The following is a 23,906-nucleotide window of genomic DNA, read 5'->3' as shown; positions in this document are numbered from 1 at the left end:
TATTCGGGCTTTCGGTCTCGAGGGAACGGACGCCCGACCGAATTCAAGTCGATTCGAGGCCGTCGCGCTCGTTCGAATCGTCGCTCAGTGCTTCTTCGGCGTCGTCCTGGGGCCGATATCCGAGATCGAGCATCGTCTCGGACAGCGAGAGGAACCGTTCGGAGTTGTCAGAGATACCGTGAGCGATCAGCGGCGAGCGGTCGAGGGTCGCCGTCGCGGCCGCGTTGAGCACCCGTCGGCAGTCGCCGGGGCTGAGCCACATCGCGCGGGCGTAGCGCTCGCCGGACGCGTCGCGCTCTTGGCACTCCTGACGGAGTTCGTCGCGGGTGAGCAGCCAGCCGATCCGCAGGTTCACCACCTCGAACCCGTGGCGCTTCGCGTAGTACGACCCCATGGCCTCGCCGAAGACCTTCGTAACGCCGTAGTAGGTGTCCGGATCCGCCGGATCGTCGGGTCGGACGATGGTCGGACTACCGATCGTCGACTCCGGCCGGATCCCCGAGACGGTGTTTCTCATGTTGACCGCGTGGTTCGAACTCGCGAAGACCACCCGCTCGAGGTCGTTCTCGGCCGCCGCTTCGAAGGCGTTGTAAACGCCGTCGACGTTCGGTCCCTGCACCTCGTCCCACTCGGCCCGCGGCGACGGGTTGGCCGCGAGATGGATCAGGACGTCTTGGTCTTCGAGGGCCTCGACGAACGCCTCGCGATCCGTTATCTCGAGCGGCGTCGCGTCCAGATCTTCGGTCTCGCTGTGGGAGAAGAGCGTGAGATCGTGGTCGTCGTCCGGAAAGGCGTCGACGGCCTCCTGACCGACGTTTCCCGATGCGCCGGTGATGGCGATGTTCGTCATACGGGACGAACGGCAACTGCGCCGAAATAGGTCGGGCCAGCGCCTTCCGGCCTCGTACCGTAGACTCGAGTGAGTTACCAGTGCGAGTGTACCGAGCTCTGCTGGGATATAGCGTCGGCGTAGAACCCGCAACTGATCCCGCCCGTCGACAAACCCGTCTGTTTTCGCTACCAGCGTATTGTCGGCATCATTTTTAGATACCCCCGTGGGATGCTAGAAATCAGACGCTATGGCTCGCGAGACAGCGCCACCCTCCGGAGAGGAGATTGAAGAACGCATTCAACAGGTCGGAAGATACTCCAACGCGGTCCGTATCGGATTGATACTCATACTAGCTGCGTTTCTGTTAGCCGTCGGTGTCGTCCTTCCCGCAAATCTCGATAGCCCATCACAGGCGATCGAGTCGATACTTATGCCGCTCACGTTCGTGGGACTTGGTACTATCCTGTACGGGATCGGAATGCATCTTCATTTGATGCATTTGAATCTCGTCCGCCAGCTCCAGCCTGCCCCGACGGACGACCACCAGTCAGCTCCCGATTCAGATGATTGATTTTAAGCGAAACGACGTATCGAGCGCGTTCAGTTCGAATGTGCAGTTGTTGCTATCTTCGAAGGAAGATTGGTGAAATCAACGCCCGGGACCCCGTCCAAAGTCGGACGAAAGCAGCCCGGTCCTCCCGTCTGAACCACCGAAACAACTCCCATATTCCTCAAAGCTGACCGGATAGCGCGCATCCCGGACATGAACCGACAACAGCACGAGCAGCGAGACGATATGACGGTCTGGCTCAGTCGGACCGAGGTCGACCGCGACGCCGGCTGGGAGCACCGCGGGTGCCACGATCTCCGTTGGGCTTGGGCGACTGCGTTCGCTTCCGCAGGTGTCGATCCGTTCCTCATGTGACTGGACAGATGGAACGACCTCGAGACGGTCCTCGAGCACTACCGAGGGGCGTTCAGTCCGGAAGCGCAGCAACGAGAACGTGGAAGGGTGAGTCTGTTATGGCTGGTACAGTGGCTAAATAGGACTTTCAGAGTAGCAACGAACGCAGTTTTCACTCGGTACACGGGGTTCCCTCGAGAAACGAAACGCGTCGAGTCCGGTGGGCGTGGCAACGACCATGCCGGACTCGGTAAGGCTAGCGACGGGTGGGATAGTCCCGTCGAGCCAGGGGATGATGCCAGTGGGTGCTGATCGGATCTGAGATTCGATGTGTCGCGTATGGTGGGTCACGCGACAGTACACACGTTCAGCGGGACCATTATCAACTTCTGGCCGATTCCGAGTCAGTTGGAATCGTGCTGGGCTGGCACTACAGTGGGATCCCCGTAATTTCCCGGACTACTCGAACGGAACTAACCGTGGACAAAGAGGGTTCTTTCTGAGTGGGTGATCGAAAACCCTAATTCCCATACATGAAAATTGTGCTACTATCGATTGTTACGCGAAATCAGTCAGCAGTACCTTGAAAGTCCCGCCCGATCGGTGGATAGCGCGGGTAGCTGAAACGCGCCCAAGGATAGTGCTACGCTGCTACGGTTCGACGACGATCTTGCCGACGCTCTCGCGCTCTCGCATCGCCGTAAAGGCTTCGTCGGTGTCCGCGAGCGCGTACGTCTCGTCGATTTCGGGCTCGAGTTCGCCGTCAGCCGCGAGGTCGACGAGCCGCCGGAGGTCGTCCTGGGTGCCCATCGTGGAGCCGACGACGCGCTTGTGGCCGAGGAAGAGGTTCGCGATATCGATCGTCGACTCGTTGCCGGCCGTCCGGCCGCAGATCGCCATCGTCCCGCCGCGACGCATGACGGACTGGCCGAGTTCGGTGAACTCCCCGCCGAGGTGGTTGATCACCGCGTCCGGCGTCCCGATAGCCTCGACTTCCTCGCGGAGTTCGTCAATGTCCGTCGACCGAATCCCGTGGTCGAGGCCGAGGTCGCTGACGCGCTCGAGCTTCGCTTCCGAGGACGACGTTCCGATGGTCTCGGCACCGAAGATGTCGGCGAGCTGGACGGTGGCGACGCCGACGCCGCCGGTCGCACCGGGGACGAAGACGAGGTCGCCGGGCCCCACTTCCGCCCGCCGGAGCATGTGGAACGCCGTCATGTACGCCGTCGGGATCGCGGCGGCGGTCGTCGCGTCGAGGCCGTCGGGCAACGGAATCAGCCGATCAGCCCGCACGCGGGCGCTCTCTGCCAACCCGCCGTGGAACAGCGAGAACCGCTCGCACATGTTTTCCGGCCCCTCGCGACAGAACTGACAGGAGCCACAGGTCTCGTTCGGACAGAGGACGACCTCGTCGCCGGGCTCGAGGCCTCGAACGTCCGTACTGACCGCGCTCACCACGCCGGCGACGTCGAGGCCCGTGATGAACGGCAGGTCGTCGGCGTCGACCATCGCCGAGTCCCCCTCGAGTATCCAGAGGTCGTGGCGGTTGATCGCACACGCTTCGACGTCGACCAGGGCCTCGCCGGGGCCGGGTTCGGGGTCGTCCCGCTCGATCACGCTCACTCCGTCGGGGCCGATCAAGTCGGTGAAAGCTGCGGCTCGCATCGGTTTGCGAGTCAGTCTCGAGGGCAAAGACGCTAGGGAAGGCGGCACGGAACGCGACGGTGACGGGTCGAGTTCGCCGCTCGGTTCCCGTGGGTCGGTACCGGTCGCCCCCGCGGCTTGCGGATATCCGGCCGCAGACCTTTTTCCCGCCTGGCCGTACATGTACCCGTGACAGCCCCCACTACGTGGGACGTCGAACTTCGCGTGCCGGCGGACGCCGATCTGGACGCCGCCGGCGAGTCCCGAACTATCGAGGTCCGCGAGGACCAGTCGATCCTCGCGGCGGCCCGCGCCGCGGACATCTGGCTGTCGGCCGACTGCCAGCAGGGGTGGTGTATCACCTGCGGCGCGAAGCTCCTCGAGGGCGAGGTCGACCACAGTCAGGCCAAGCGATACTACCCGTCGGACGAGGCGGCGAACTTCGTCCTCACCTGCGTCGCTCGCCCCCGCTCGGACTGCGTCATCGAGGTCGAGCAGTACGATAAGCTGCTCCGGCACCGCGCCGACCACGACAAGCCGCCGGGCCGATCGAAGCTCGGGTAACGGGAGGGGTCGACCGCGCGTCCCGGCAACTGCCCCACCGAACGTTTTCCGCCACCACGGCGTACGAGGCGATATGTCCGAGCCGCAGTTCACCGGCATCCTGCTCTACGACGGCGACTGCCCCTTCTGCTCGGCGGCCTCGACCGCGATGCGACAACTCGAGACCGTCGGCGTCGTTCCGTGGGACGAGCCGGCCGCACGGGAATTCCTCGAGGCCCAGTTCGGCGAGGTCCCCTTCGCGCTCTTCTTCGTCGATATCGAGGCCGAGACCGTCTGGGCGGGCCGCGCCGCCGCGACCGAACTGTGCGAGCGGGCCGGAATGCCCGTTCTCGTCCGGGATATCGTCGACGAGAACTACGAGCGGTTCGCGGACGCCGTTCAGTTCGTCTCGGGAACCGATCGCGAGATCGACCCCTACCACGACGCCTATCCGCTGGCCGACGAGGCCGCGGCGCTGTTCGACGAGCTAGCGGCCGCCGGGAGTCGGACACACGTGCCGAGTACCTGAGTTCAGTAGCGACATCCCGGGTTCTTGGGCCTCGACCGGTCCGCTCGGTCCGCTCGGGCCCCTCGGTCACTGCACGTCGATCGATCCCCGCATGGAACTGGGGTGGACCTGGCAGTAGTACTCGGCCATCTCGGCCGACGCCGTGAAGGTGACCGACTGGGTCGCCCCCTGTTCTCCCATCAGATCCGTGGCGAGCAGGTCCTCGCCGCTCTCGTCTTCGATCGCGAAGTTGTGCTGCAGGCCGTCGCCGTTCTCCCAGACGAGGACGTACTCCGTCCCCTCCTCGAGGGACAGCGTCGGGTTTTCCGTCCCCGCGATGTCGTCGGGCGCATCGCCTTCCCACGCCGACGCGGTGCCGACGAGTCGGATATCGGCCTGTGCATCGGCGTCGCCGTTCCCGTCAGTCTCCTGGTCGTCTCCAGCGCCAGGGAACTCCCAGTCCGCGAACGGCCCCTCGACGATCTCGTCTTGCTCCCACATCGCGTGGATGAACGGCTGCGTCTCACCGTTCGGAAGCTCGAACGCGGTCGGGACCGGATCGTACACCGGGCCGTCGTCTGTCGGCCTGATCGGCAGGACCACGCCGTGGGTATGATGGACCTGTCCCGCGATCGTGTTCTCCGGCGCGAGCGGCATTTCCTCGTCGAGAGCCATCCGATATCGCTCGTCGCGCACCGTCTGAGTCGTCATGAAGTGGATAACGCGGAACCCCTCTTCGGTCGCCAACTCGCCGTTGACGTGGACGTTACCGACGCCCCACGACGCGCCGTAGGTGTACGCCTGCGGAAACAGCGGCGAGCCGGTCCCCGAGATCCCGTGGAGTCTCCCGTCAGTCAACACGCCACCGCCGGTCTCGTAGCCGGGGATCGGCGGTTGAATGACGTGGTCGTGCTCGATTTCGTACTCGTTGCCGGCCGGATCGGTGAATTGGGCGTCGAGATCGATCGTATCCGGCGTCTCTCCGGGCGCTCCGGGGAGATCGTACGGACGATGGTCCAGATAGCTGATCTCAAACGAGCCGCCGGTCACTTCGGCCTCGTCGCTGTACAGCGTCGGTTCGGCCAGCCGCTGTTGTGCGATCGACTCTTCGCCCGACTCCTCGATCGGCTCGCGGGCCTCGTCCGGCGCGGCGACGAGGAACGGCAGGTCCTCGAGGAGCTGCGGAACCGCCTCGCCGAGCGGCGACGGCAACTGGTTCGCCTGTTCGATCCGTGCCTCGAGGAGATCCGTCCCGTTTCGCGGATTCTCCTCGGTTCCGAACACCATCGGACTCAGCGGTCGCGGGCCGGGTAGCACCCAGTAGACGGCGTTGCCCGGCTCTTGTCTGGCGGTGACCGTCACCTCGGGATCGCCACCGCTGTCGGTCTCGTCACCGTTGCCGGTCCGGTCACCGTCTCCGCCGTCGGACTGCGTCGCTCCGACGCCGTACGTGCTCGCGATACCGCCGATCGATGCCACCGCCCCCAGTTCGAGGAACCGCCGTCGGGATGACGTCATACACGATCGATCATCGAGGATGCCGATAAAGGCCGACCCGGTGGTGTGTACCGCTCGAATAGCCATCGGCGATGAACGCGAAACTCAGCGGAAATACGGCTCGAGCGATACGTTCTCGCCGTCGGTGACGCCGGCTCGACGGATCGAAAGCGGGGACGCTACTCGGGGTTCGGTTCGGGCAGAGAGCGATGCCGTCTCGGCGGCACGAGGTAGTTCGCCCGGTTGCGGACGCTGATGTACTGGAGGATGCCGTTGTTCGTCCGCGAGTTGACCGAGCCCTCGGTGAGATCGCTGCCGGTCATCGCCCGCCGCGTCTTCACGAAGTCGGCGATCGAGCGCTGCAGGGAGAGGAAGTGGACGGCCGCCCGATCGTCGTCGGTCGAATCGAAGTCCCGTCGGAGGATGATCGGCTCGCCGTCCTCGCGGGCGCGAGCGGCCTTCTGAGCGTGGCCGACCGTCCCGCGGTTGCGGGCGTCCGCGGCCGCGTCGCCGCCGACCTCGGCGACCCCGCTCGAGTCGCCGAGATTGTGGCCGGCTCCCTCAACGAGGTCGTCGTCGGCGTGGGTCGGCGAGAACATCTTGGCGACGCGCTGGTCGCGGCTGTCCTGTTCGTACCACTGGTGGAGGTGCAACTGGATCTTCGAGAGATGAATCGTCGTCCCGCCGGCGAACGGGCCCGAGTCGATCGTCACGCGGTCCTCGCTCGCCTGCGTCTTCCTGAATCCCGATTTGAATCCCATGAACAGCGGCGCGTCCTCCGGGACGGGCTCGCTGTCGGGGATGCCGCCGACGCCGGACTGGCGCTCCGCCGGGAGACCGCGACCGATGAATCCCGTTCGGCGCTCGGCCACGTCGAATATCCCCTCGAAGGTGTCCTCGACCGCGAGGCCGTTCAGTTCGTCGAGTTCGCCCTTCAGGGCCTCCTCGGCGCTGAGCGTGACGTGACCGTAGTCGCTCGCCAGATGGACGAGCGCGTCGTACTCGTCGAGGTGCGGGTCCTCGATCGGTGCGAGCGCTTCGGGATCGGGCAGGTCGACTCCCTCCGGGAGGTCGGCATCGAACCGGTCGAAGTAGTTCGGACCGTAGCCGACCGTAAACGCCAGCCCCTCGTCCCCTCGCTTGTAGGCCTTTTCGAGGGTCCGAAACGCGGCCTCGAGCCGTTCGCGTTCGTCCTCGGCGTCGGCCGGGCCGTCACCGACGTACTCGAGGGCCAGTAGGAGGTGGTGTTCGGGCGGCTCGACGTTCCCGTGGTCGTCTTCGGCGAGGAACTCGTTCCAGGCGTGCTGGCGGTCGGGAAGCTCGTCCGGAGCGAGTTCGGCCTGCGGGACGTCCGCGGTTTCTTCGCGCTGGAGGCAGGCGGCGAGCGCGCTCGCACCGCCGATGGCGACCGCGCTGCGGACGAACGCGCGACGCGACAGGCCGCGATCCGAACCGTTCATACACGACCTTCGGGGGTTGACGAGTAAGGATATTGCGGTCACCTCGATCGGGGGCGCGACCGGCGAAATTCCGGCGCTCGCGGGCTGCAGTTGCAAGCAAAGATTGATGCGGCGAGTGCTGGGAGTGGACCGGTGGATGTCCGACGAAAAACCACACGCGGCAGGCAACATTGACGCAGGAGACACGAGCGAACGCGTCGGCATGGCCGTGCTTCGCGAACGCGGGCTCGAACCCGAGGAACTGCGCGAGAAACTGCTCGACGCGATCGGTGCCGAATTCACGACCTACTACTACTACACGAACCTGCGAATGCACCTCGCCGGCCACGAGGATTACAAGGAGATCACCGAGGACGCCCGCCTCGAGGACCGGGCGCACTTCGAGTTGGTCGCGCCGCGGGTGTACGAACTGGGCGGCCACCTGCCCAACGACATCCGCGACTTCGCCGACCGAGCGTCCTGTCCAGACGCGGAACTGCCGGTGCCGTACGACGACGAGGGCGGCCAGTTCGACGTCACCGGACTCACCGCCGAGGACGTCCTCGAGGTGCTACTCGAGGCCGAACGCTGTGCGATTCGGACGTGGTCCGAGATCTGTGACATGACCCACGGCGTCGATCCGCGGACCTACGACATGGCCCAGCGCATCCTGCAAGAGGAGATCGAACACGAGGCGTGGTTCGTCGAACTCCTCTCGATGGAACGCGACGGCGAGATCAACCCGGCCGGTCACTTCGTCCGGGGTGAGCCCGGCGACGCACCGCTCTCGACGAACCGACGGTTCAACGACAGCGCGTAACCGCCGATAGCGACTGCGACTGGCGGATCCCGACGCGGAGCACGGTCACGGCTCGCACGCTGCCTGCAGTCCAGAGCCGGCCGACGGGCCGGTATTGATTTTTCTGTCAGTGAGTCCTCGTTCGCCCACACTGTCGTCGCCGTTGGCGTATCGACCGGTACAGCCATCCGTCTGAGGCTGGTGGGAGCTAGCATGAATCAGGTCGAGGTCTTCGTCGAAATCGACGCGCCGCCCGCGGTCGTCTGGGAGGCGCTTCTCGCCTTCGACACGTATCCCGAGTGGGACCCGATCAGTCGGACGATCAAGGGAGTCGCGATCGATACCGCGACGCCTCGGAGCGGGAGCGCGTCGTCCGATCTCGGCCGCTTCCTCGACGGGCCGATGGCCGTCACCGTCGAACCCGAGCGGCGACTCGCATGGCGAGACCGCCTCGTAATCCCCTTCGCGTTCGATCGCTACCACGAGTTCCACCTCGAGCCGATCGACGAGGGTGAGCGATCCACGTCGGACGCGCTCTCCGACGACGGTCGAGGGACGCGACTGCTCCAGCGCGAGACTGTCCGCGGCGCGTTCGTCTCGCTCGTCTTCGACGCGGCTCGTGTCGAGCGGGCGTTCGTCGAGATGAACGAGGCGATCGCGGCCCGCGCCGAGCGACGGGCGAGTGCGACTGCCTGATTAATTCCCACCTCGCTTCGCACTCACTTATTGATCGTCGACGGTCAATTCGGTAGCCGAGATGTCGATATAGGCGGTATCGAACACGCCCTCGTTCTCGATACCTCCGAGATCGGTGTCTTGAATTGCCTCGTCGTAGTAGATACTCTGCCCACCGGAAATATCGCTGCCCTCGGTGATGATTGCCCCGTAGACGTTCGTTCCACCGCCCAGTCTGACTTCCGACGCGGAGAAAATCACGCCGTAGAAGTCCCCTCCAGACGCTTGAATGTACGTTTCCCCGCCGGAATCGGCGGTGTATATCCAGAGGCGATCGCCGGCACCGTCGTCGTTCGTCCACGATGCGCTGCCCCCTGTCTCGAACGTTCCGTTGACGTAGATATTGACTATTCCGTCTCCTTCGATATTCGAATCCACGTTCTGTGCATCGATGTCGCCATCGACGACGAGGTCGATGTCCCCGTCGTTCGTATCGAACGTCAGTTCGGAGTTTCCACTGTATTCTAAATTGCCATCGATATAGTAGTTTCCAGCCCGAATCGTATCATCGGCATTCCCTCCACCGATAGCTCCGAGATCGTCGTTATCGTTAGTGTCTTCGTACTGCGTGACGGCGGTCGCTACCTCGTCTCTCGGATCGGGCATCGAGTCGGTTCGCTCCGTAATCACGTCCAGTTCGTCCAGCGACGGCGCGTCCGCGTCGTCTCCTTCGTACGTTTCGGCCGCAGGATGTTCATTAGATATGTCGACGATATCCTGTGCATGAACGACACCGGTTTCGCCGACTCCCGCTCCGCCCCCGCCAATCTCGAGCCGATTACCGGCGCGAATAACTCCGTCGAAGCTGTTGCCCCCTCCCGTATTCGTGAAGCCGTTCGCGACGTTCACCTCACTTCCGTCTTCGAACGACGCACCGCCGCTCGTAACGGAGACATCGCCGTCGGAAACGATCCGCTCAGTAACGGTAGCACTTCCGATATCAACGTCTCCCGTCGCGGTAATGTTCCCGTCAACGTTTGCACCCCCACTGATCGAGAAATCGTCGGCGACGTATATATCGCCGCTAATATCAGCACTTCCGCCTTGCCGTATTCTGTCGGTCACGACGAGGTCGCCGTTACCCGTTTCCTGGTAACTCCCGTCACCGACCCCCTCCCATGCCGGCACCGTCGCACCGTTTGAGTCGTAACTCGAGACGGAGATGCCACCGCTCGCGTCCAACTCGCCGTCGACCGTCAACGCGTTTTCGATCGTTACCTCGTCGGAAACGGTGAGCGTGCCGGTGACCGTCTCCGCGCCGTGATCGTACTCGACGTCCATCTCTGTCCGCTCCTCGAGCAGTTTCCCCCACGCCTCGTAGTACTCGGATTCGATCTCGATCGTCGTGGGGCCTTCGGGTAACGTCTGTGGGAGGTCTTGCAGTGACTCGTTCGTTCCCTTCGAGCGGATCGTCAGGTCGGATCCGGACCGCTCCGCTCCCTGCAGACTGGTTGCAGCGAAGTGCAACGAGACCGTCTCGTTGCCGCCGCCTCGGTTGTCGAACTGAGGGTTACTCACCACCGTCGAGGTATTGTCGTGTAACTCCCAGACGCCACCGCCCTGATAGGCGATGTGATTCCCGTCGCGTTCGTAGACGATCGAGCCGAAGGTCGTATTGTATTCCTCGCCGTCCGCCGTTCGTATCGTGAAATTACCCGACTGAGACTCGACTCGAGTGTTCGCTCTCACCGATTCGCTCAGCGAGATTTCGCTGACGTCACCGGTCTGCAGCGCACTCATTTCGGCTTTCGCGTTCACGAGCGATTGCGATGCGGCCTCGTCCTGACTGGACCCCTCTAGTTGACCCAACGCAGTACCGCCGACGATGAAGACGCTCGCTGCGCCGACGATGACCAACGCGATGAGTAAGACGACGCCGAGTAGCTCCGCTTCCGCTCTGGATTTCCCCCCGGGCTCCAGAGAGCGACCGATAGTATTCCCCATTGATCTCTCTTTTTATCCTATACCAACAAGATAGTATCGGACCGGCGGAAATTTTAATATACGCTATTGTGTGCCTTTCTCAAACTGCTTCCGAAACGGGACGAAATACCACGAAACGTGGGTCCGCAGCTGTGCTCCTCGAGCAGGGCCGCTCTCGAGAGTGAATGACTGGGACGGATCTCGAATGTCCAACTCCGTCAGACCAACTCGGTCAGGGCCGCGAGCGACTCGATTTCGTGTGTCGGTTCGCTCGAGAGCTCGTAGCCCGTGCGGTGGTCGCGTCGGATGAACGCGGCGTCGACCCCGGCCGCGTCGGCCGCGGCGATATCGACGCGGCTGTCGCCGACGAACAGCGGGTTCTCGACCGTGAGGTCCGCGAGGGCCCGCTCGAGGTAGTACGGCGTCGGCTTCTTCCGTTCGATCCCCTCGAGCGTCGGTTCGCGGCCGTACCAGACGTCGAATCCGTCGAGCTCGCAGTGCTCGAGGACGTTGCCGATCGTCTCGTGTTGGTTGTTGCTGACGATCGCGGTCGGAACCGACAGCGACTCGAGGGCAGTGACGTCGTCGTAGTGTCGTTTCCGGCCGGTTCGAAGCTCGGCGAGTTGGGCCGCGATCGCGGCCTCTTCGCGGGCGCTCCAGAGGGCGTCGGGATCGACGCCGTGATCGGCCGCGACGCGACGCAGCGAGGGCACGTCCGGGCTGAGTAGCGTCTCGATGTGCTCGGCGGACGGATCGGTGACGCCGACGGTCTCGAAGGCGTCGCCCATCGCCTCGATCAGCACGTCTCGATCCGTCGGCGTCGTCAGGACGCCGTCGTTGTCGAAGATGACCGCGTCGTACGCCGTGCGGGTTGCCATGTAGGTCTGCGTAAGAACGTGCAGGGATTTCGGCGTTGTGCCCGCCACCCTCGTACTCGGGAGCGAGAGCCTTATTTCTCGAGATCATCCACTGTGCGTCTCTGACGACTCTCAAGAGAAAGTACTTATTTATCGGCTCATAACTCGGCATCGACTCGTCGGCCTCGCCATGACAGGTTCCTCGTCCGAATCCGCGACCGCGACTGCGACCGGCGACGAGGTGGCAACGCTCGGCGCGGTTCGAGCGCTCGTCCGATCGCGTCTCGGGATCGATCCCCGGGCGCTGGGCGCGTTCCGGATCGGACTGGGGCTCGTCATCTTGCTCGATCTGCTCGTCCTCCGCGCTCCGGGGCTGGGGACGTTCTATACGGACGCGGGTATCCTCCCGCGGTCCGCCTTGGAGGAGCTCTCACCGACGCTCGCACGCTGGTCGCTGCACGCGCTGTCGGGCTCGGTGTGGGTGCAAGCCCTCTTGCTCACGGTCACCGTCGTTCTCGCGGCGTGCTTGCTGGTGGGCTACGGACACCGACTCGCGGCGGTCGGCTCGGCGCTCCTCCTCACGTCGCTACACGCTCGCAACCCGTATCTGGTCAACGGCGGCGATACGATCCTCATCTCGCTGCTCGTTTTCGCGGCGCTGCTCCCGCTCGACGCTCGGTGGGCAGTTCGCCCTCGTCGCCGCGAGCACTCTTCCGCCCGCGAGTCCCGGACGGATCGGCGCGTGATTTCGACGGCGACCGCAGTGCTCCTCCTGCATGTCGTCGTCATTTACGCGATCAACGCGGTCCTCAAGTTCCGGAGCGACGAGTGGCTGTCCGGGATCGCAGTCCAGCGGATCTTCCGACTCGAGAGCTTTACCGCCTACTTGGGGCCGACAGTCGCAGAGTATCCCGCCCTCTTGACCGCGATCAACTGGCTCTGGATCGCCGTCCTCTCGGCATCGGTACTGCTCGTGCTCACGACCGGCCGGCTCCGAGCCGCGACCGTCGCCGCCTACGTCGGTGCCCATCTCGGCATGGCGGCGACGATGCGTCTGGGGATCTTTCCGTTCGTCATGGTCACCGCCGTGCTGGTCTTTCTCCCACCGCCGGTCTGGGACCGTCTCGAGCACTTCGTCTCGACGACCGGAATGGCACACCGACTCGGCGCTCTCGCGACGAGCGGCGGGACGGGTGGAACGGGCGAGATCGAACGACCGTCGGCACCGTCGCGCGGCGAGCGAGTCGAGGCGGGATCGGCGTCGTCCGAGTCCGTGATTTCACCCCGCGTTCGCCGGGGCACGCGACTCGCCGCGTCGGTGCTCCTCGTCTGTCTGTTCCTCGCCGCAGCGGGCTGGCAGGTCGCGGCCGCGGGGCTCGTCGACACTCCGGACGCGGGAGACGACAGCGCCCTGGAGAGCGCGAGTTGGGCCTTTTTCGCGCCGAATCCGCCCAATACCGACAGCTGGTACGTCGTCGAGGCTACCGACGGCTCCGGGTCGTCGACCGATCTCCTCCGCGGGGGTCCGGTGACGTTCGACGGACGGCCCGACGACGCGGATCGGTACTCGTCGACGCTCTGGGACCGATACGGACGGAAGGGACAGGGAGCGGGCGATCCCGCGCTCGAGTCGGCGGGGACGTACTTCTGTGAGCGGGCCCCCGACGACGTCGAGTCGGTGACCATCTATCGCGTCGACCAGTCGGTCGACGCCGACGGATCGGTCGGTGAACCCACTCCCCACGAGTTAATCGTCAGTCAGTGTTGAGCCTCTCTCGATGGGCCGAGAGAGGCGAATCTCCGCATCTCGCTTCTCGATCGACGCACCGAGCAGTGCGATCGCTGCCGATCGCCGAACCCGTCCGTAGGTTCAAGTACGGACGGGCGGCCAGACCCGTCGTGAGCCACGAGCGGATTTCCCATTCGCGCGTCGAACAGATCGATCCGCGTCGTTCCGATCGGGTGGACGATGGGCCATAGAGCCCTCGTCGCCTACCGGCGGCCGGATCGCCTCTACGACCTGCGATACAGTCACTGGGGCGGCGAGTCGCTGTCGTTCGCCGACGAGATCACGGCGGCGACCCCCCTCGCCGACGGCGCGGTCGAGGGGCCCCTGCTGGCGGACTCGATCTCTCGCGATCGAATCCTGCGAGACCATCTCGACCCCTGCGTTCACGAGGCGCTCTATCTCGTCGTCCCGGCGGACGACTACGGCGTCGAGGCCTACCGGGTCTGCTGGCTCGAGTGGGGCGACGGCCGCGACGGCGGCCGGGGAGCGATCGTCGCGGCCCGCCCCGACGACGGCGGCGCGGTCAGCGTCTGGTTTCGCGCGACCAAGACCGCCCTGGCCGACGTCATCGAGATGGGGGCGCTCTCGCGACGGGCCGCACAGGCGTATCTCGAGGCCCGCGTCTGCGAGGAGCGAGACGGTATCCCCTACACGTACGGCGAGTCGGCCGGCGGTGACGAGTCGCCCAGCGACGGCGACTCGACGTATACGCCCACGCCGGACCGCTGGCTCGAGGACGAACGTCGAGAGAGCGACGAACCGACGGATGAGGGAAACGAATTCGAGGAGTGACCGTCCGGGATCGGCCGGCGGAAGAACGGACTCGGTGCCCGACTCACTCGCCGGTCGTCCAGCGAGCGTCCGCGAGCGTCCGCTGGACGACCTCGTTGCCGACCGCTTCCGCCAGCGTCTCGAACCCGTCTCGCTCGCTCCGGTCGCCGGCGTTGGCGACGAGTCGGGAGACGATGAACTCCGGCGTCGACCGGCCCACGGTGTCGAACCGGGGCTGATAGTCGACGAGTAACTCGAGGTCGGGGTTTAACCCCTCCGCGAAGATGCCGTCGACCCGCGCTTCGGGCGGCAGGGGTTCCAAGTCGTCCGCGAGGTGCGTGACGAACACGCCCAGCGCCTCGCGGTCGACCGAGAGCCTGACGAGGCCGTGGAGCAGGTCCGCCGCGCTGCCGGGTTCCGTGATGGCCTCGAACTCGTCGACCAGCATCAGGGTGCGCCCGCCCGTCGAGAGCGGCGGCACGATCGAGCGCAGGGTCGACTCGAGGACGCCGGCGTTGAAACTCGCGTGCCGGCGGTGGAAGACCAGCGAGTCGACCGGCGTCACCTCCGCCCGGTCGGCGGGGACCGGCAGCCCCATGGTCGCCAGCAGGACGACCTGACACAGCGTCTCGAGCAGGGTCGTCTTCCCGCCGCTGTTGGCCCCCGTCAGGACGGCCACGCGCTCCTCGCCGGGAACCGCGTTGACGCCGGCCGGGACGCTCGTCACGCCGTGGTCGCCGAGCGCGTAGGTAATCGGCTGGACCGACTCGCCGTCGCGCGAAGCGAGCGCGATATTGCGCGCGTTGACGACGGAGACGGCCGCTTCGTCCCCCTCGACGAACACGGGGCGCGTGCAGCCGTACTCGAGTGCGAAGCGCGCCAGCGAGAGGTGGAAGGCGATGTCGTCGACCGCCTCGACGGCCCGATCGATCGCCTCGCGCGCGTCCGACAGCGTTTCCTCGAGGTCGCTCGCGACGGCCCGCTCGTGCTCGTCGACCGCGCCCGTGAGGTCGCTCCGGAGCGTCCGAAGCGTGTCGCCGACGAAGTCGGTCGCGTCCGTCGCGTCGGTAGGCATCGCGTCCCGTACCCGATCGATCGTCACGTCCGTCTCGGTCAACAGGTGATCCTCGAACGACTGGCGGAACCCTTGGGCGTCGTGGACCCCCTCGTCGCGCAGGTCCTCGATCAGCGCGAGCGCGTTCGCGTCCATGTCCTCGACGGCACCCAGCGCGTCCCGGAGCCGGTCGAGTTCCTCGTCGGCACCCTCCCGGACGCGGCCGCCGTCCAGCGCCGAAAGCGCCTCGGCGGCCGCGTCGAGCCGGTCGCGCTCGAGGTCCGCGATCGCGGCGAACGGGCCGGAATCGACGCCGGCCGCGAGCAGCGCGAGCGCGGCCTCCACAGCGGCGCGCTCGCTCCCGTTGCGCTCGTCGTAGCGCCCGTAGGCCTCGAGCACAGCAGTGCGGTCATCGTCCGCGAGTTCGGTCCAGGCGTCTCGAGCCGCGAGCACGTCGTCGAGGCGCTCGTCCATCGCCTCGCGGTTATCCAACGGCGTGAGCACCCGAATCCGGTCGGCCGCGCGCTGGGTGACGGCGTGCTCGACCGCCAGATCCAGCAGCTCCTTGTACGCCGATCGGGCGTCGCTGGTCGCGAGAAGATCCATGCCAGCGCCGCCGGTCGCTCGCCGGAGGATCCGCGTCGCTCGCCCGCGGGCGAGCCCGGCGTCCGCGAGCGTCCGAACGTCTCCGCTCTCGATCGCCCGAACTGCTCGTTCCCGGCCCAATTCCTCGGTCAGCGTTTCCCGCGTCTTCGGGCCGACCCCCCAGTACTCCTCGAGTCGCATACGTGGTGGACTCGGGGCGACTGTCTTGAACACTGTGTCATCCGTCCGCGAAGTCGGACCGATTGCGATGGCACGACTGTGCCTCCACCTTTGATCGGCGACACTGACAGCGCGTGTGTGTTGCTCATTTTCCTATATATTGGTCCCAGAGACACCCCAGTTTAGCCAGTATCGTTCCAGTTGAACTCGTCTTCGTTATCGACCGTATCTACGTCGTCAGTCCATTCGAATTCCTCCCCTTTATCCAACTCCGCTTCTTTCTCGGCCCACTCAAATTCGCTTTCCTCGGTAGGTCCGTTAATTTCGCCGCTGCTTTTCCCCTCAACGTCGTCCCGAACGTCGCCTATCGTCGGTTCTGGGGTATAGATGTACGTCATGTGGTCCGCGAGAACGATATACTGTTCCCGGTTCGGGTCGTACACCACTCGATTATCGATATCGATTGCGAGGTCGACGAGGTCGGCGAGTGTAGATACCGAAACACAGCGACTTACCATCTCATCCGGAACCCGTGCCTGCGACATCCAATTATCGAACCGACGATGTGTGAGTTCCCGCTCGATATCGCTGACACTGGCCCGCTGGGACCGCAGGAGTATCGCATGGCCACCGACAAGCCAGCAGACGAGGGCTGCCAGCACGAACCAGACTGTCTGTTTCGGGACCGAATACGTCGCCCATATTAGTGGAACACCGTACATTTCTGACTCTATTGACCGCGTAACACGCTGCTGCTCGAGATGGGAGGCTCTGTTAGCGATTCCGTCGCCGACCGAGTACGTTTGATCCGAGACGCCGATTGCGGCATCGTTTGTGAATTCTCCTTCGTACTCTCCTGTACTATACGACGCCGAATGGACGAGTATCGCACGTACCGTCGCTCCGCTCCCCGTCTCAGCATCGAGCGTCTGCTGCTCGACCAATATCTCGGATGCGTTAAGCGTCGCCGTAACCGTCGCTCCACCCTCATTGACTGTATCTGACGACTGCGCCACTACCTCCTGGCGTTGCCAGAACGTCTCGTCACCGTCTCGTGCCTCATAGACGAGCGTGAGCCGCTGGTCGACAGCGAGATGCCGGTCGTCGGCCGTGCTGACTTGAGCCGTGACGGAGAAGTTCGGCGCTGCATCAGTTAGATAGAGTGAACTATTCTGGACAACGTATCCATGATCGTACATGTCCGACTCCCCGGTGACGGTCGCTGCCGTCGTTTGGGTCGTTGTGACGACGACGGTGTCCGTCGGCTGTTGGACGGTCTCTGTCGGTGGCGACGCAGCCGTTGCGAGGCCGCCGCCAGCCAACAGTATACCGAGTACGAGCGACACGGCGACGACCTGACGGTCTCGTTCCCCGACGAATTTACGATATCGGAGTTGAGCGACCGTGAGCCATTCCAGAGTCATACCGTCATATCACAGCTACCGGTCGTGTCATCGTCGATAGTCGAATACCGATCTGTCGCGACAATATCAAGATCCGTCGCGGTCGCGTCCACGTGGTAGTACACATTATCTCCGTCGTACGTACTTTCGTTCTTGGTCTCAAGACCGACTCGCTGTGTCGAATCAGCTCTGAGCGAGAACGACGTCTCGTTCCCCTCTCGTCCATTCCCCAGCGTCAGGTTCCCATACTTTTCTGAGTCCGTTCGCAACGTCACCGTCACCGTTACTGTTGTGTCGAACCTGTTCGTGACATCGACAAGCTTGCAGGTCTCGCCGGTTTGCATTGTCAAGTGGTTATCTATGCCGAGCACTGCTGACGGATCGTCCACCACGGTAATCCCCGACTCCCTGGCGGTATCTCCCGTCGAGAACGACGTTGAGGGCGGGACGCCGCTCAGGGCCAGCAGACCAATCACGATGCCGACCACTAGCAGCCAGTGTCGCCTGGATCGTCCGCGGGAACGGCGACGGGTCATCTACCGCAACCTCCGTGGCAATTGTATTCGAGCGGTTCGAACCGGTTCGGAACTGTCGACCAATAGCCAGTACACCCCGACGATCGGCAGGTGGGCAGCGCCGACAGTGAAGACGGCAGCCAGCAGCGGATGGATCCCGTGGAGCGTCTCCACGATACCCTTCGGCACTACGGCCGGGTAGTTGTAGAACTGGACCGCCGCTGACTCACTGTCGCCTACGTGCTCCACGGTAAGCGACAGCGTCTCTTCTGCAACGATGGTATCGACGATCCGAAGCCCAGACGCGGAGGTGACACGATGGGTGTAGGGTGTCGGCGTATTGGTGAACTCGAGCGTCGTTCGGTCGCCGTCCTCGAACGTCATCGTCTCCGGCGAGGAACTGGCTGCCTCCGTGATGGTGAGGCCGACGGTGCTGCCGGAGATGACGATCGCGACGACGCCGATGGCGATGCTCGTCAAAATCAGTTGCCGAAATAGGCTGCCAGTGTTGATGACGTCCCGCGACCGACCGTTCGACCCTATGCTGACGGTCAGGGCGACGACGCCGATCAGCACGAGGATACCCCTATGTTGTGACGATTCGGAGACGAGCGTCCCGAGAGCCGGCGCCGTCAGCGGCGACTCGCCGACGGAGAGGACACGTCCCTCAATGTCATCGGGCGACACGTGTGAATAGCCGACGGCCTGGTCCGTCTCCTGATTGTTGTCGCCCTGCGTGACGTACCCTACTTCCGTCTCCTCGACAACCCGGTGGGTCACGTATTCGTCTCGTTCGTCCGAATAAAAGGTGACGACGTCACCGGCGGCGGCGTCATTAGCTGGCAGGACGACGAATCCGTCGCCGGTGTCGATTGTCGGTTCCATACTGTCGGAATAGACGAAGCTGACGCCGAGCGGTGTCAGCGCCGACACCGCGATCACACCGGCGAGCAACGCGACGCCAGCCCTGTATCTCATTCAGGTACTTCGTTACGTTGCAGTGATATTCAGCGTCCCAGAGAGGTCATTGGCACTGGTAGCGTCTGTGGTATTGACCGTGGTCACGACGTACGCTGTTTCGCCTGCCGATAGAGTTATCGGATCAGTTGGGCCGGCTCCCGTATTGTCGTACGTCGAGAAGGAGACGGACGAGTTAGTTGGCACACTGTTATCGTAATCGTACGAGAGTGTGTAATCGTGCGAGACATCGTCGTTGTTGGTGACATTGAATGCATATGTCTCGTTCGCTGCGTTGCTATCTCCGATAGTGTAAGTCGCGTTGCCGTTTACCCCCTCCGCGTTGGTGTAGTTACTGAAATCAATTTGTAACTCTCCGTTGGTGCCGGTATACACGGCTGACGCACTACCCGGTGCGAGCCCCGTCACTGCGGCGCTGTCACCGACGACGTTGACGTTTGCCGTCCGGTCGACAGTACCACTGGTGAACGCGGCACTACCGACGGCGACCGATGCTACGACGAGTGCTGCTACGACGATTACAGTTCTAAACTGCATGGTAAGCTGAAGACATCATCAGTAAAATAACCTTCTCGCCATGATATGAGGTCCATACGATTTTCGGTGCTAATATATTAGGGAAACGACTGTCAAAGTATGTTATGTATCGGCAGCGAGAAATGAAACGACCGAACTACACGCTCCTCTGTGTCGACGACCCGCAGACGACGTCGCTCGTCGCCGATTATTTCGGACGGGCCCACCCTGATATCGACGTTCTGCAGGCGTCGTCGGCGCGTGAGGGCTTCGAGCGACTCGATGAGAACGAGATCGATTGCATCGTCAGCGGGTGTCAGGTGACTGATAGCGACGGTTCGGTGTTTTTCGACGCAGTGCGAGAAACGACCCCGGACCTCCCCTGTATCCTGTTCACCGGCGAGGGGGAGGAATCCGTGGCCGCCGACGCGATTCGAGCAGGGGCGGCGGACTGTATGCGGCGGGTAACTGGGTCGGATCAGTGCGAACTCCTCGCGAATCGGGTCAGAACCGTCGTCGACGGCAGGCGAAACCGCGCTGTTTACCGTGAACTATTCAACGCCGTCGACGATGCTGCGATGATCCTCGACATCGATGCTGGCGAGGTAGTTGATGCCAATACCGTCGCCTGCGAACACTGGGGAATCGCACAGTCTGACATAGCGGGCCTCGCGATAGACGACCTCCAGGCCACCGTTCCAGCGGCCGATGGAATGGGTGTCGCTGAATGGTTACGGACGCGAAACCAGGACGAGAGCACCGTCGTTGACTGGCGCTGTGAGTTGGACGGACGGGACCCGTTCTGGGTCGAGGCACGCGTCCGCTGCGTTACGATCGACGACCGCGAGCGGGGGCTCGTCATCACGCACGACATTACGGACCGCCGCTACCGCGAGCGCGCCACCGACGCATTGCTTTCGACTGCACGGGACCTGATGACGATGACGGAGCGGGAAGCGGTCTGCGAGACTGCCGTTGAGACTGTCAGTGAACTGTTCGATGCGGACGCGAGCAGAGCTTACCTCATCAGCCACGAGATAGCGACCGACCCGTTGCCGACACGCCCGGTGGCGGCGACCGATGCTGCGCGAACGGCGGTGCCCGACGACAAGATCGAGGCAGCGTTCGGCGTCGATGATATCCTTGATGCCGAGGCCAATAGCCGCCAGTACGGGTATCGGGACGGCGACGAGGCACCCGGAACGCTTTCGGTCGAACTCGAACTGCCACTGGGACACCACGGACTGCTCTATATCGGGTCGACCCAGAGGTGCGCGTTCAATCAGTACGAACTCAATCTGGCACGGATCTTCGCCGCCCACGTGGGCGCGGCACTGGACCGGGCGGACCGAGACCGTCTGCTCCGCGAACGTGAGCAGGAGCTCACAGACAAGCGCGACGAACTCGCGGCGTTGAATCACGTTAACGAAGTTATACGTGACGTCAACCAAGCGCTCGTCCACGTCTCGACACGCGACGATATCGAACGGCTCGTCTGTGAGCGATTCGCGGCCGCCGATCGATACCGCTACGCCTGGATCGGGCGATACAGCGCGGAGTCGAATCAGCTAACGTCGGCCGCCCGGGCCGGAATCGGAGACGGTGACGGACTGACCGAGACGATATCGCTCGGAGGAGACCCGGACGACGAGATACTCGCTCAGGCGATAACGGACCAAGAGGTCACTATCATCCCTGAGATAGCACGGAGTTCGCTCCCTACCAAGCGGATTGAACATGCCCGTTCAAACGGGTACAAATCCGTCGCGTACGTGCCGGTTACGTATCAGAATATTCTATACGATATACTGATCGTGTACGCGGAAACGCGTGATGCGTTCGGTTCCGACGAACGGACTATCCTCGCCGAACTGGGGGAGACCATCGGATCTGCGATCAACTCGGCACAGCGACGCTCGACGAGGTACGGTACCGACGTGGCCGAACTCACCTTCTCGGTTCGAGACGATCGGTCAGTTCCCGTCGCTCTCTCGGCGGCCGTCAAATGCGAGGTCGAATTCATCAGTTGGTCGCCCCAGTCGAGCAGACCCGTGCATCTATTCGTCCGAGTTCAGGACGCGACCCCCGCCGTAGTAACGTCGTGGGCTGAAGATTTCCCGTCCGTCGAAGAGATTGTCGAACTCGATGACAGCGGCGATGGAACGATATTCAAGATTGAGAGTACAGAATCTCCGATCGTCGAGTACGTCGCTGAACAGGGAGTTCAACTCGTAGCGATGCACGCCACAAATGGCCGCGGAACGGTCGTTGTTAGAACCTATGCGGACACCAATCTCCGGCAGTTCACGGAACTGTTCGAGACCGAATTTGCCGGTACAGAACTGCTCTCTCGAGACGTTCAACATGATCAGTCGTCAGATGACGGCCCCTGGTCGCAGATCGCTAACCGACTAACAGACCGGCAGTACGAGGTGTTACAGGTCGCCTTCCACGGGGGATTTTTTGACAATCCCCGCAAGAAAAACGGAGAGGATCTCGCAGCCCTCCTCGGGATCACGCAACCGACATTCCACCAGCACCTGCGCGTCGGTCAGCGCGAATTGCTTGCCAGCGTTTTCGAATACTATCGGCAGGTGTGAAGACGGATTTACCGTATCACTTCATCTTAATAAACCGACAACCTACGCAAGCCGGCGATGTTGCGGTTGATGAAGCAAGCGGACGGAACGTCCTTAATGAGTGAGGTTCGGAGAGTCGAACGAGAGTAACGATACCGATAACTGCGAGCCAGCGTCCCGCCGATGTTTTCTGAGGCGGAGCGTGACTCCCTCTCTGGATCGTGAACTGGAGTAAATCTATCGATTCATGCATAAACGTGTATAATGGCGACAGTCAGGGACGGAATTCGACGCACAAACACGAGGATTTTTATCGGCTCGGGACCCACGGACATCCATGACTGATGGGCGGGGCGAAACTCCCCGGCGAACAGGAATGACCGAAAAGTGCGGCGTCGTTGGCGTCTCACTGGACGGTCGAGACGCGGCGCGTCCGTTGTACTATGCGCTCTATGCACTCCAGCACCGCGGCCAGGAGTCAGCCGGAATCGTCACGCACGACGGGTTTCAACAGCACAGCCACGTCGAGATGGGGCTCGTGGGGGACGCCTTCGGCGAGGGCGACCTCGACGCGCTCACCGGGGCAGCGGGGATCGGTCACGTTCGGTATCCGACGGCCGGCTCGGTCGACTCCTCCTGTGCCCAGCCCTTCTCCGTCTCCTTCAAGAGCGGCTCGCTCGGACTCTCGCACAACGGCAACCTCGTCAACGCCGACGAGATCCGCGACGAACTCGCCGCCGCGGGCCACGCCTTCACCAGCGACGGCGACACCGAGGTCATCGCCCACGACCTCGCGCGCAACCTCTTAGAGGAGGACCTCGTGCGGGCCGTCAAGCGCACGATGGGACGCATTCACGGCTCGTACTCGCTGACGATCACCCACGACGACACGGTCCTCGGCGTGCGCGACCCGCAGGGGAACCGTCCGCTCTGTATCGGCGAACTCGAGGACGGCTACATTCTCGCCTCGGAGTCGGCGGCGATCGACACGTTAGACGGGGACCTCGTCCGCGACGTTCGCCCCGGCGAACTCGTTGTTCTCCAGGAGGACGGCGCGGGCTTCGATTCCTACCAGCTCGTCGAGAACGAGAACACCGCTCACTGCTTTTTCGAACACGTCTACTTCGCCCGCCCCGACAGCGTCATCGACGACACGCTCGTCTACGAGGCCCGGCGAAATCTGGGGCGCAAGCTCTGGGAGGAGAGCGGCGTCGAGACCGACGTCGTGATGCCGGTCCCCGACTCCGGTCGCGCCTTCGCCTCGGGCTACGCCGACGCCGCGAGCGAGACGACGGCCGACGGCGAGCCGCGGACGGCGGACGACGACGGCGTCGAGTTCGCCGAGGGGCTCATGAAGAACCGCTACGTCGGCCGGACGTTCATCATGCCGACACAGGACGAGCGCGAGCGCGCGGTGCGGCTCAAGCTAAACCCGATCAAATCCACGATCGAGGGCAAGACCGTCACCGTCATCGACGACTCGATCGTCCGCGGGACGACCTCGACCCAGCTCGTCCAGCTCCTGAAGGACTGCGGGGCCGAGGAGGTCCACGTCCGAATCGGTGCCCCGGCGATTGTCGCGCCCTGTTACATGGGGATCGACATGGCCACCCGCGAGGAACTCATCGCCTCGGACAAGTCCGTCGGCGAGATCCGCGACGAGATCGCCGCCGACAGTCTCGCCTACCTCTCGACCGACGCCGTCGCCGACGTACTCGGCAAAGAGCGACTCGACCTCTGTCTGGGCTGTGTCACCGGCGAGTACCCCTACGACATCGAGGGCGAGGAGACCGACCGCGACGTGAGTCGTCCCGACGTCGGCGAGCACCAACTGCCCGCGGACGACTAGAACAAC

At 63.5% G+C, this 23,906-nt stretch carries 21 protein-coding genes; 10 read left to right on the top strand and 11 right to left on the bottom strand.

Annotation, left to right across the window (positions count from 1 at the left end):
- Positions 1 to 43: 43 nt before the first annotated feature.
- Positions 44 to 850 carry an NAD-dependent epimerase/dehydratase family protein gene (locus tag LDH66_RS03520; protein ID WP_226479690.1) on the bottom strand — a complete coding sequence of 269 codons (807 nt, stop codon included), beginning with the start codon at positions 848 to 850 and terminating at the stop codon, positions 44 to 46.
- A 229-nt stretch (positions 851 to 1,079) separates the two neighbouring features.
- Here LDH66_RS03520 and LDH66_RS23220 point away from each other — a divergent pair, with 229 nt between their 5' ends.
- Positions 1,080 to 1,403, top strand: coding sequence for a hypothetical protein (locus LDH66_RS23220; RefSeq protein ID WP_425492883.1), 324 nt, complete (start codon positions 1,080 to 1,082; stop codon positions 1,401 to 1,403).
- Positions 1,404 to 1,595: 192 nt separating this feature from the next.
- Complete coding sequence (locus LDH66_RS03515; protein WP_226479689.1) at positions 1,596 to 1,757, top strand: hypothetical protein; 162 nt, start codon at positions 1,596 to 1,598, stop codon at positions 1,755 to 1,757.
- A 630-nt stretch (positions 1,758 to 2,387) separates the two neighbouring features.
- On the opposite strand, the gene LDH66_RS03510 is transcribed toward LDH66_RS03515, so the two are convergent.
- Positions 2,388 to 3,401 carry an alcohol dehydrogenase catalytic domain-containing protein gene (locus LDH66_RS03510; RefSeq protein ID WP_226479688.1) on the bottom strand — a complete coding sequence of 338 codons (1,014 nt, stop codon included), beginning with the start codon at positions 3,399 to 3,401 and terminating at the stop codon, positions 2,388 to 2,390.
- A gap of 168 nt (positions 3,402 to 3,569) precedes the next feature.
- On the opposite strand from LDH66_RS03510, the gene LDH66_RS03505 reads away from it, so the two are divergent.
- Together LDH66_RS03505 and LDH66_RS03500 are read left to right on the top strand one after the other, a co-directional pair.
- Positions 3,570 to 3,944: a 2Fe-2S iron-sulfur cluster-binding protein gene (locus tag LDH66_RS03505; protein ID WP_226479687.1), complete on the top strand. Its 375-nt coding sequence runs from the start codon at positions 3,570 to 3,572 to the stop codon at positions 3,942 to 3,944.
- Between the two features lie 73 nt (positions 3,945 to 4,017).
- The gene (locus LDH66_RS03500; RefSeq protein WP_226479686.1) at positions 4,018 to 4,452 is read left to right on the top strand and encodes a thiol-disulfide oxidoreductase DCC family protein; all 435 of its coding nucleotides are present in this window, start codon (positions 4,018 to 4,020) and stop codon (positions 4,450 to 4,452) included.
- Positions 4,453 to 4,518: 66 nt separating this feature from the next.
- Here the strand turns inward: LDH66_RS03500 and LDH66_RS03495 are convergent, their stop codons facing one another.
- Both LDH66_RS03495 and LDH66_RS03490 read right to left on the bottom strand, forming a co-directional pair.
- A complete protein-coding gene (locus LDH66_RS03495; RefSeq protein ID WP_226479685.1) occupies positions 4,519 to 5,949 on the bottom strand; it encodes a cupredoxin domain-containing protein in 1,431 nt (476 codons plus the stop codon).
- Between the two features lie 158 nt (positions 5,950 to 6,107).
- Complete coding sequence (locus tag LDH66_RS03490) at positions 6,108 to 7,388, bottom strand: DUF7405 family protein (RefSeq protein WP_226479684.1); 1,281 nt, start codon at positions 7,386 to 7,388, stop codon at positions 6,108 to 6,110.
- A gap of 136 nt (positions 7,389 to 7,524) precedes the next feature.
- On the opposite strand from LDH66_RS03490, the gene dps reads away from it, so the two are divergent.
- Together dps and LDH66_RS03480 are read left to right on the top strand one after the other, a co-directional pair.
- Positions 7,525 to 8,187, top strand: coding sequence for a DNA protection during starvation protein (gene dps, locus LDH66_RS03485; RefSeq protein ID WP_226479683.1), 663 nt, complete (start codon positions 7,525 to 7,527; stop codon positions 8,185 to 8,187).
- Positions 8,188 to 8,379: 192 nt separating this feature from the next.
- Entirely contained in the window at positions 8,380 to 8,862 is a 483-nt protein-coding gene (locus tag LDH66_RS03480) for an SRPBCC domain-containing protein (RefSeq protein ID WP_226479682.1), read from the top strand.
- A gap of 27 nt (positions 8,863 to 8,889) precedes the next feature.
- On the opposite strand, the gene LDH66_RS03475 is transcribed toward LDH66_RS03480, so the two are convergent.
- Positions 8,890 to 10,845, bottom strand: a complete 1,956-nt coding sequence (locus LDH66_RS03475) for a DUF7289 family protein (RefSeq protein WP_226479681.1) — start codon at positions 10,843 to 10,845, stop codon at positions 8,890 to 8,892.
- A 197-nt stretch (positions 10,846 to 11,042) separates the two neighbouring features.
- On the bottom strand, positions 11,043 to 11,702 hold the full coding sequence (locus LDH66_RS03470; protein ID WP_226479680.1) for an HAD family hydrolase: 660 nt from the start codon (positions 11,700 to 11,702) through the stop codon (positions 11,043 to 11,045).
- Positions 11,703 to 11,871: 169 nt separating this feature from the next.
- On the opposite strand from LDH66_RS03470, the gene LDH66_RS03465 reads away from it, so the two are divergent.
- Both LDH66_RS03465 and LDH66_RS03460 read left to right on the top strand, forming a co-directional pair.
- Positions 11,872 to 13,449, top strand: coding sequence for an HTTM domain-containing protein (locus LDH66_RS03465; protein WP_226479679.1), 1,578 nt, complete (start codon positions 11,872 to 11,874; stop codon positions 13,447 to 13,449).
- A 201-nt stretch (positions 13,450 to 13,650) separates the two neighbouring features.
- Positions 13,651 to 14,262 carry a DUF6735 family protein gene (locus tag LDH66_RS03460; protein ID WP_226479678.1) on the top strand — a complete coding sequence of 204 codons (612 nt, stop codon included), beginning with the start codon at positions 13,651 to 13,653 and terminating at the stop codon, positions 14,260 to 14,262.
- Between the two features lie 43 nt (positions 14,263 to 14,305).
- Here LDH66_RS03460 and LDH66_RS03455 read toward each other — a convergent pair whose 3' ends face one another.
- From LDH66_RS03455 to LDH66_RS03435, 5 genes are all read right to left on the bottom strand, one after another.
- Positions 14,306 to 16,081, bottom strand: coding sequence for a MutS-related protein (locus LDH66_RS03455; protein WP_226479677.1), 1,776 nt, complete (start codon positions 16,079 to 16,081; stop codon positions 14,306 to 14,308).
- 161 nt (positions 16,082 to 16,242) lie between these two features.
- A complete protein-coding gene (locus LDH66_RS03450; RefSeq protein ID WP_226479676.1) occupies positions 16,243 to 17,484 on the bottom strand; it encodes a DUF5305 family protein in 1,242 nt (413 codons plus the stop codon).
- Positions 17,481 to 17,999, bottom strand: coding sequence for a hypothetical protein (locus tag LDH66_RS03445; RefSeq protein WP_226479675.1), 519 nt, complete (start codon positions 17,997 to 17,999; stop codon positions 17,481 to 17,483). Before LDH66_RS03445 ends, LDH66_RS03450 begins: the two co-directional genes overlap by 4 nt.
- Positions 18,000 to 18,956 (bottom strand): signal peptidase I, encoded by a 957-nt coding sequence (locus LDH66_RS03440; RefSeq protein ID WP_226479674.1) that lies wholly within the window; start codon positions 18,954 to 18,956, stop codon positions 18,000 to 18,002.
- A gap of 12 nt (positions 18,957 to 18,968) precedes the next feature.
- A complete protein-coding gene (locus LDH66_RS03435; protein ID WP_226479673.1) occupies positions 18,969 to 19,493 on the bottom strand; it encodes a hypothetical protein in 525 nt (174 codons plus the stop codon).
- Between the two features lie 122 nt (positions 19,494 to 19,615).
- Between LDH66_RS03435 and LDH66_RS03430 the strand changes: the two genes are divergently transcribed.
- Together LDH66_RS03430 and purF are read left to right on the top strand one after the other, a co-directional pair.
- Entirely contained in the window at positions 19,616 to 22,072 is a 2,457-nt protein-coding gene (locus LDH66_RS03430; RefSeq protein ID WP_226479672.1) for a bacterio-opsin activator domain-containing protein, read from the top strand.
- Between the two features lie 355 nt (positions 22,073 to 22,427).
- Complete coding sequence (gene purF / locus LDH66_RS03425) at positions 22,428 to 23,900, top strand: amidophosphoribosyltransferase (protein ID WP_226480940.1); 1,473 nt, start codon at positions 22,428 to 22,430, stop codon at positions 23,898 to 23,900.
- The last annotated feature ends 6 nt before the right edge of the window (positions 23,901 to 23,906 follow it).

Origin of the sequence: Natrinema amylolyticum (genome assembly GCF_020515625.1) — an archaeon.
Lineage (GTDB): Archaea > Halobacteriota > Halobacteria > Halobacteriales > Natrialbaceae > Natrinema > Natrinema amylolyticum.
Note: the sequence above shows the minus strand (reverse complement) of the source record. Positions and strands in the feature narration are given on the sequence as shown.

Excerpts from the sequence above, each read along its gene's own strand:
- purF (WP_226480940.1), top strand. The coding sequence starts at position 22,428 with ATGACCGAAAAGTGCGGCGTCGTTGGCGTCTCACTGGACGGTCGAGAC.
- LDH66_RS03465 (WP_226479679.1), top strand. The coding sequence starts at position 11,872 with ATGACAGGTTCCTCGTCCGAATCCGCGACCGCGACTGCGACCGGCGAC.
- LDH66_RS03455 (WP_226479677.1), bottom strand. The coding sequence starts at position 16,081 with ATGCGACTCGAGGAGTACTGGGGGGTCGGCCCGAAGACGCGGGAAACG.
- LDH66_RS03470 (WP_226479680.1), bottom strand. The coding sequence starts at position 11,702 with ATGGCAACCCGCACGGCGTACGACGCGGTCATCTTCGACAACGACGGC.
- LDH66_RS03430 (WP_226479672.1), top strand. The coding sequence starts at position 19,616 with ATGAAACGACCGAACTACACGCTCCTCTGTGTCGACGACCCGCAGACG.
- LDH66_RS03445 (WP_226479675.1), bottom strand. The coding sequence starts at position 17,999 with ATGACCCGTCGCCGTTCCCGCGGACGATCCAGGCGACACTGGCTGCTA.
- LDH66_RS03480 (WP_226479682.1), top strand. The coding sequence starts at position 8,380 with ATGAATCAGGTCGAGGTCTTCGTCGAAATCGACGCGCCGCCCGCGGTC.
- LDH66_RS03435 (WP_226479673.1), bottom strand. The coding sequence starts at position 19,493 with ATGCAGTTTAGAACTGTAATCGTCGTAGCAGCACTCGTCGTAGCATCG.
- LDH66_RS03450 (WP_226479676.1), bottom strand. The coding sequence starts at position 17,484 with ATGACTCTGGAATGGCTCACGGTCGCTCAACTCCGATATCGTAAATTC.
- LDH66_RS23220 (WP_425492883.1), top strand. The coding sequence starts at position 1,080 with ATGGCTCGCGAGACAGCGCCACCCTCCGGAGAGGAGATTGAAGAACGC.
- LDH66_RS03520 (WP_226479690.1), bottom strand. The coding sequence starts at position 850 with ATGACGAACATCGCCATCACCGGCGCATCGGGAAACGTCGGTCAGGAG.
- LDH66_RS03495 (WP_226479685.1), bottom strand. The coding sequence starts at position 5,949 with ATGACGTCATCCCGACGGCGGTTCCTCGAACTGGGGGCGGTGGCATCG.
- LDH66_RS03440 (WP_226479674.1), bottom strand. The coding sequence starts at position 18,956 with ATGAGATACAGGGCTGGCGTCGCGTTGCTCGCCGGTGTGATCGCGGTG.
- LDH66_RS03475 (WP_226479681.1), bottom strand. The coding sequence starts at position 10,845 with ATGGGGAATACTATCGGTCGCTCTCTGGAGCCCGGGGGGAAATCCAGA.
- LDH66_RS03510 (WP_226479688.1), bottom strand. The coding sequence starts at position 3,401 with ATGCGAGCCGCAGCTTTCACCGACTTGATCGGCCCCGACGGAGTGAGC.
- LDH66_RS03490 (WP_226479684.1), bottom strand. The coding sequence starts at position 7,388 with ATGAACGGTTCGGATCGCGGCCTGTCGCGTCGCGCGTTCGTCCGCAGC.
- dps (WP_226479683.1), top strand. The coding sequence starts at position 7,525 with ATGTCCGACGAAAAACCACACGCGGCAGGCAACATTGACGCAGGAGAC.
- LDH66_RS03500 (WP_226479686.1), top strand. The coding sequence starts at position 4,018 with ATGTCCGAGCCGCAGTTCACCGGCATCCTGCTCTACGACGGCGACTGC.
- LDH66_RS03515 (WP_226479689.1), top strand. The coding sequence starts at position 1,596 with ATGAACCGACAACAGCACGAGCAGCGAGACGATATGACGGTCTGGCTC.
- LDH66_RS03460 (WP_226479678.1), top strand. The coding sequence starts at position 13,651 with ATGGGCCATAGAGCCCTCGTCGCCTACCGGCGGCCGGATCGCCTCTAC.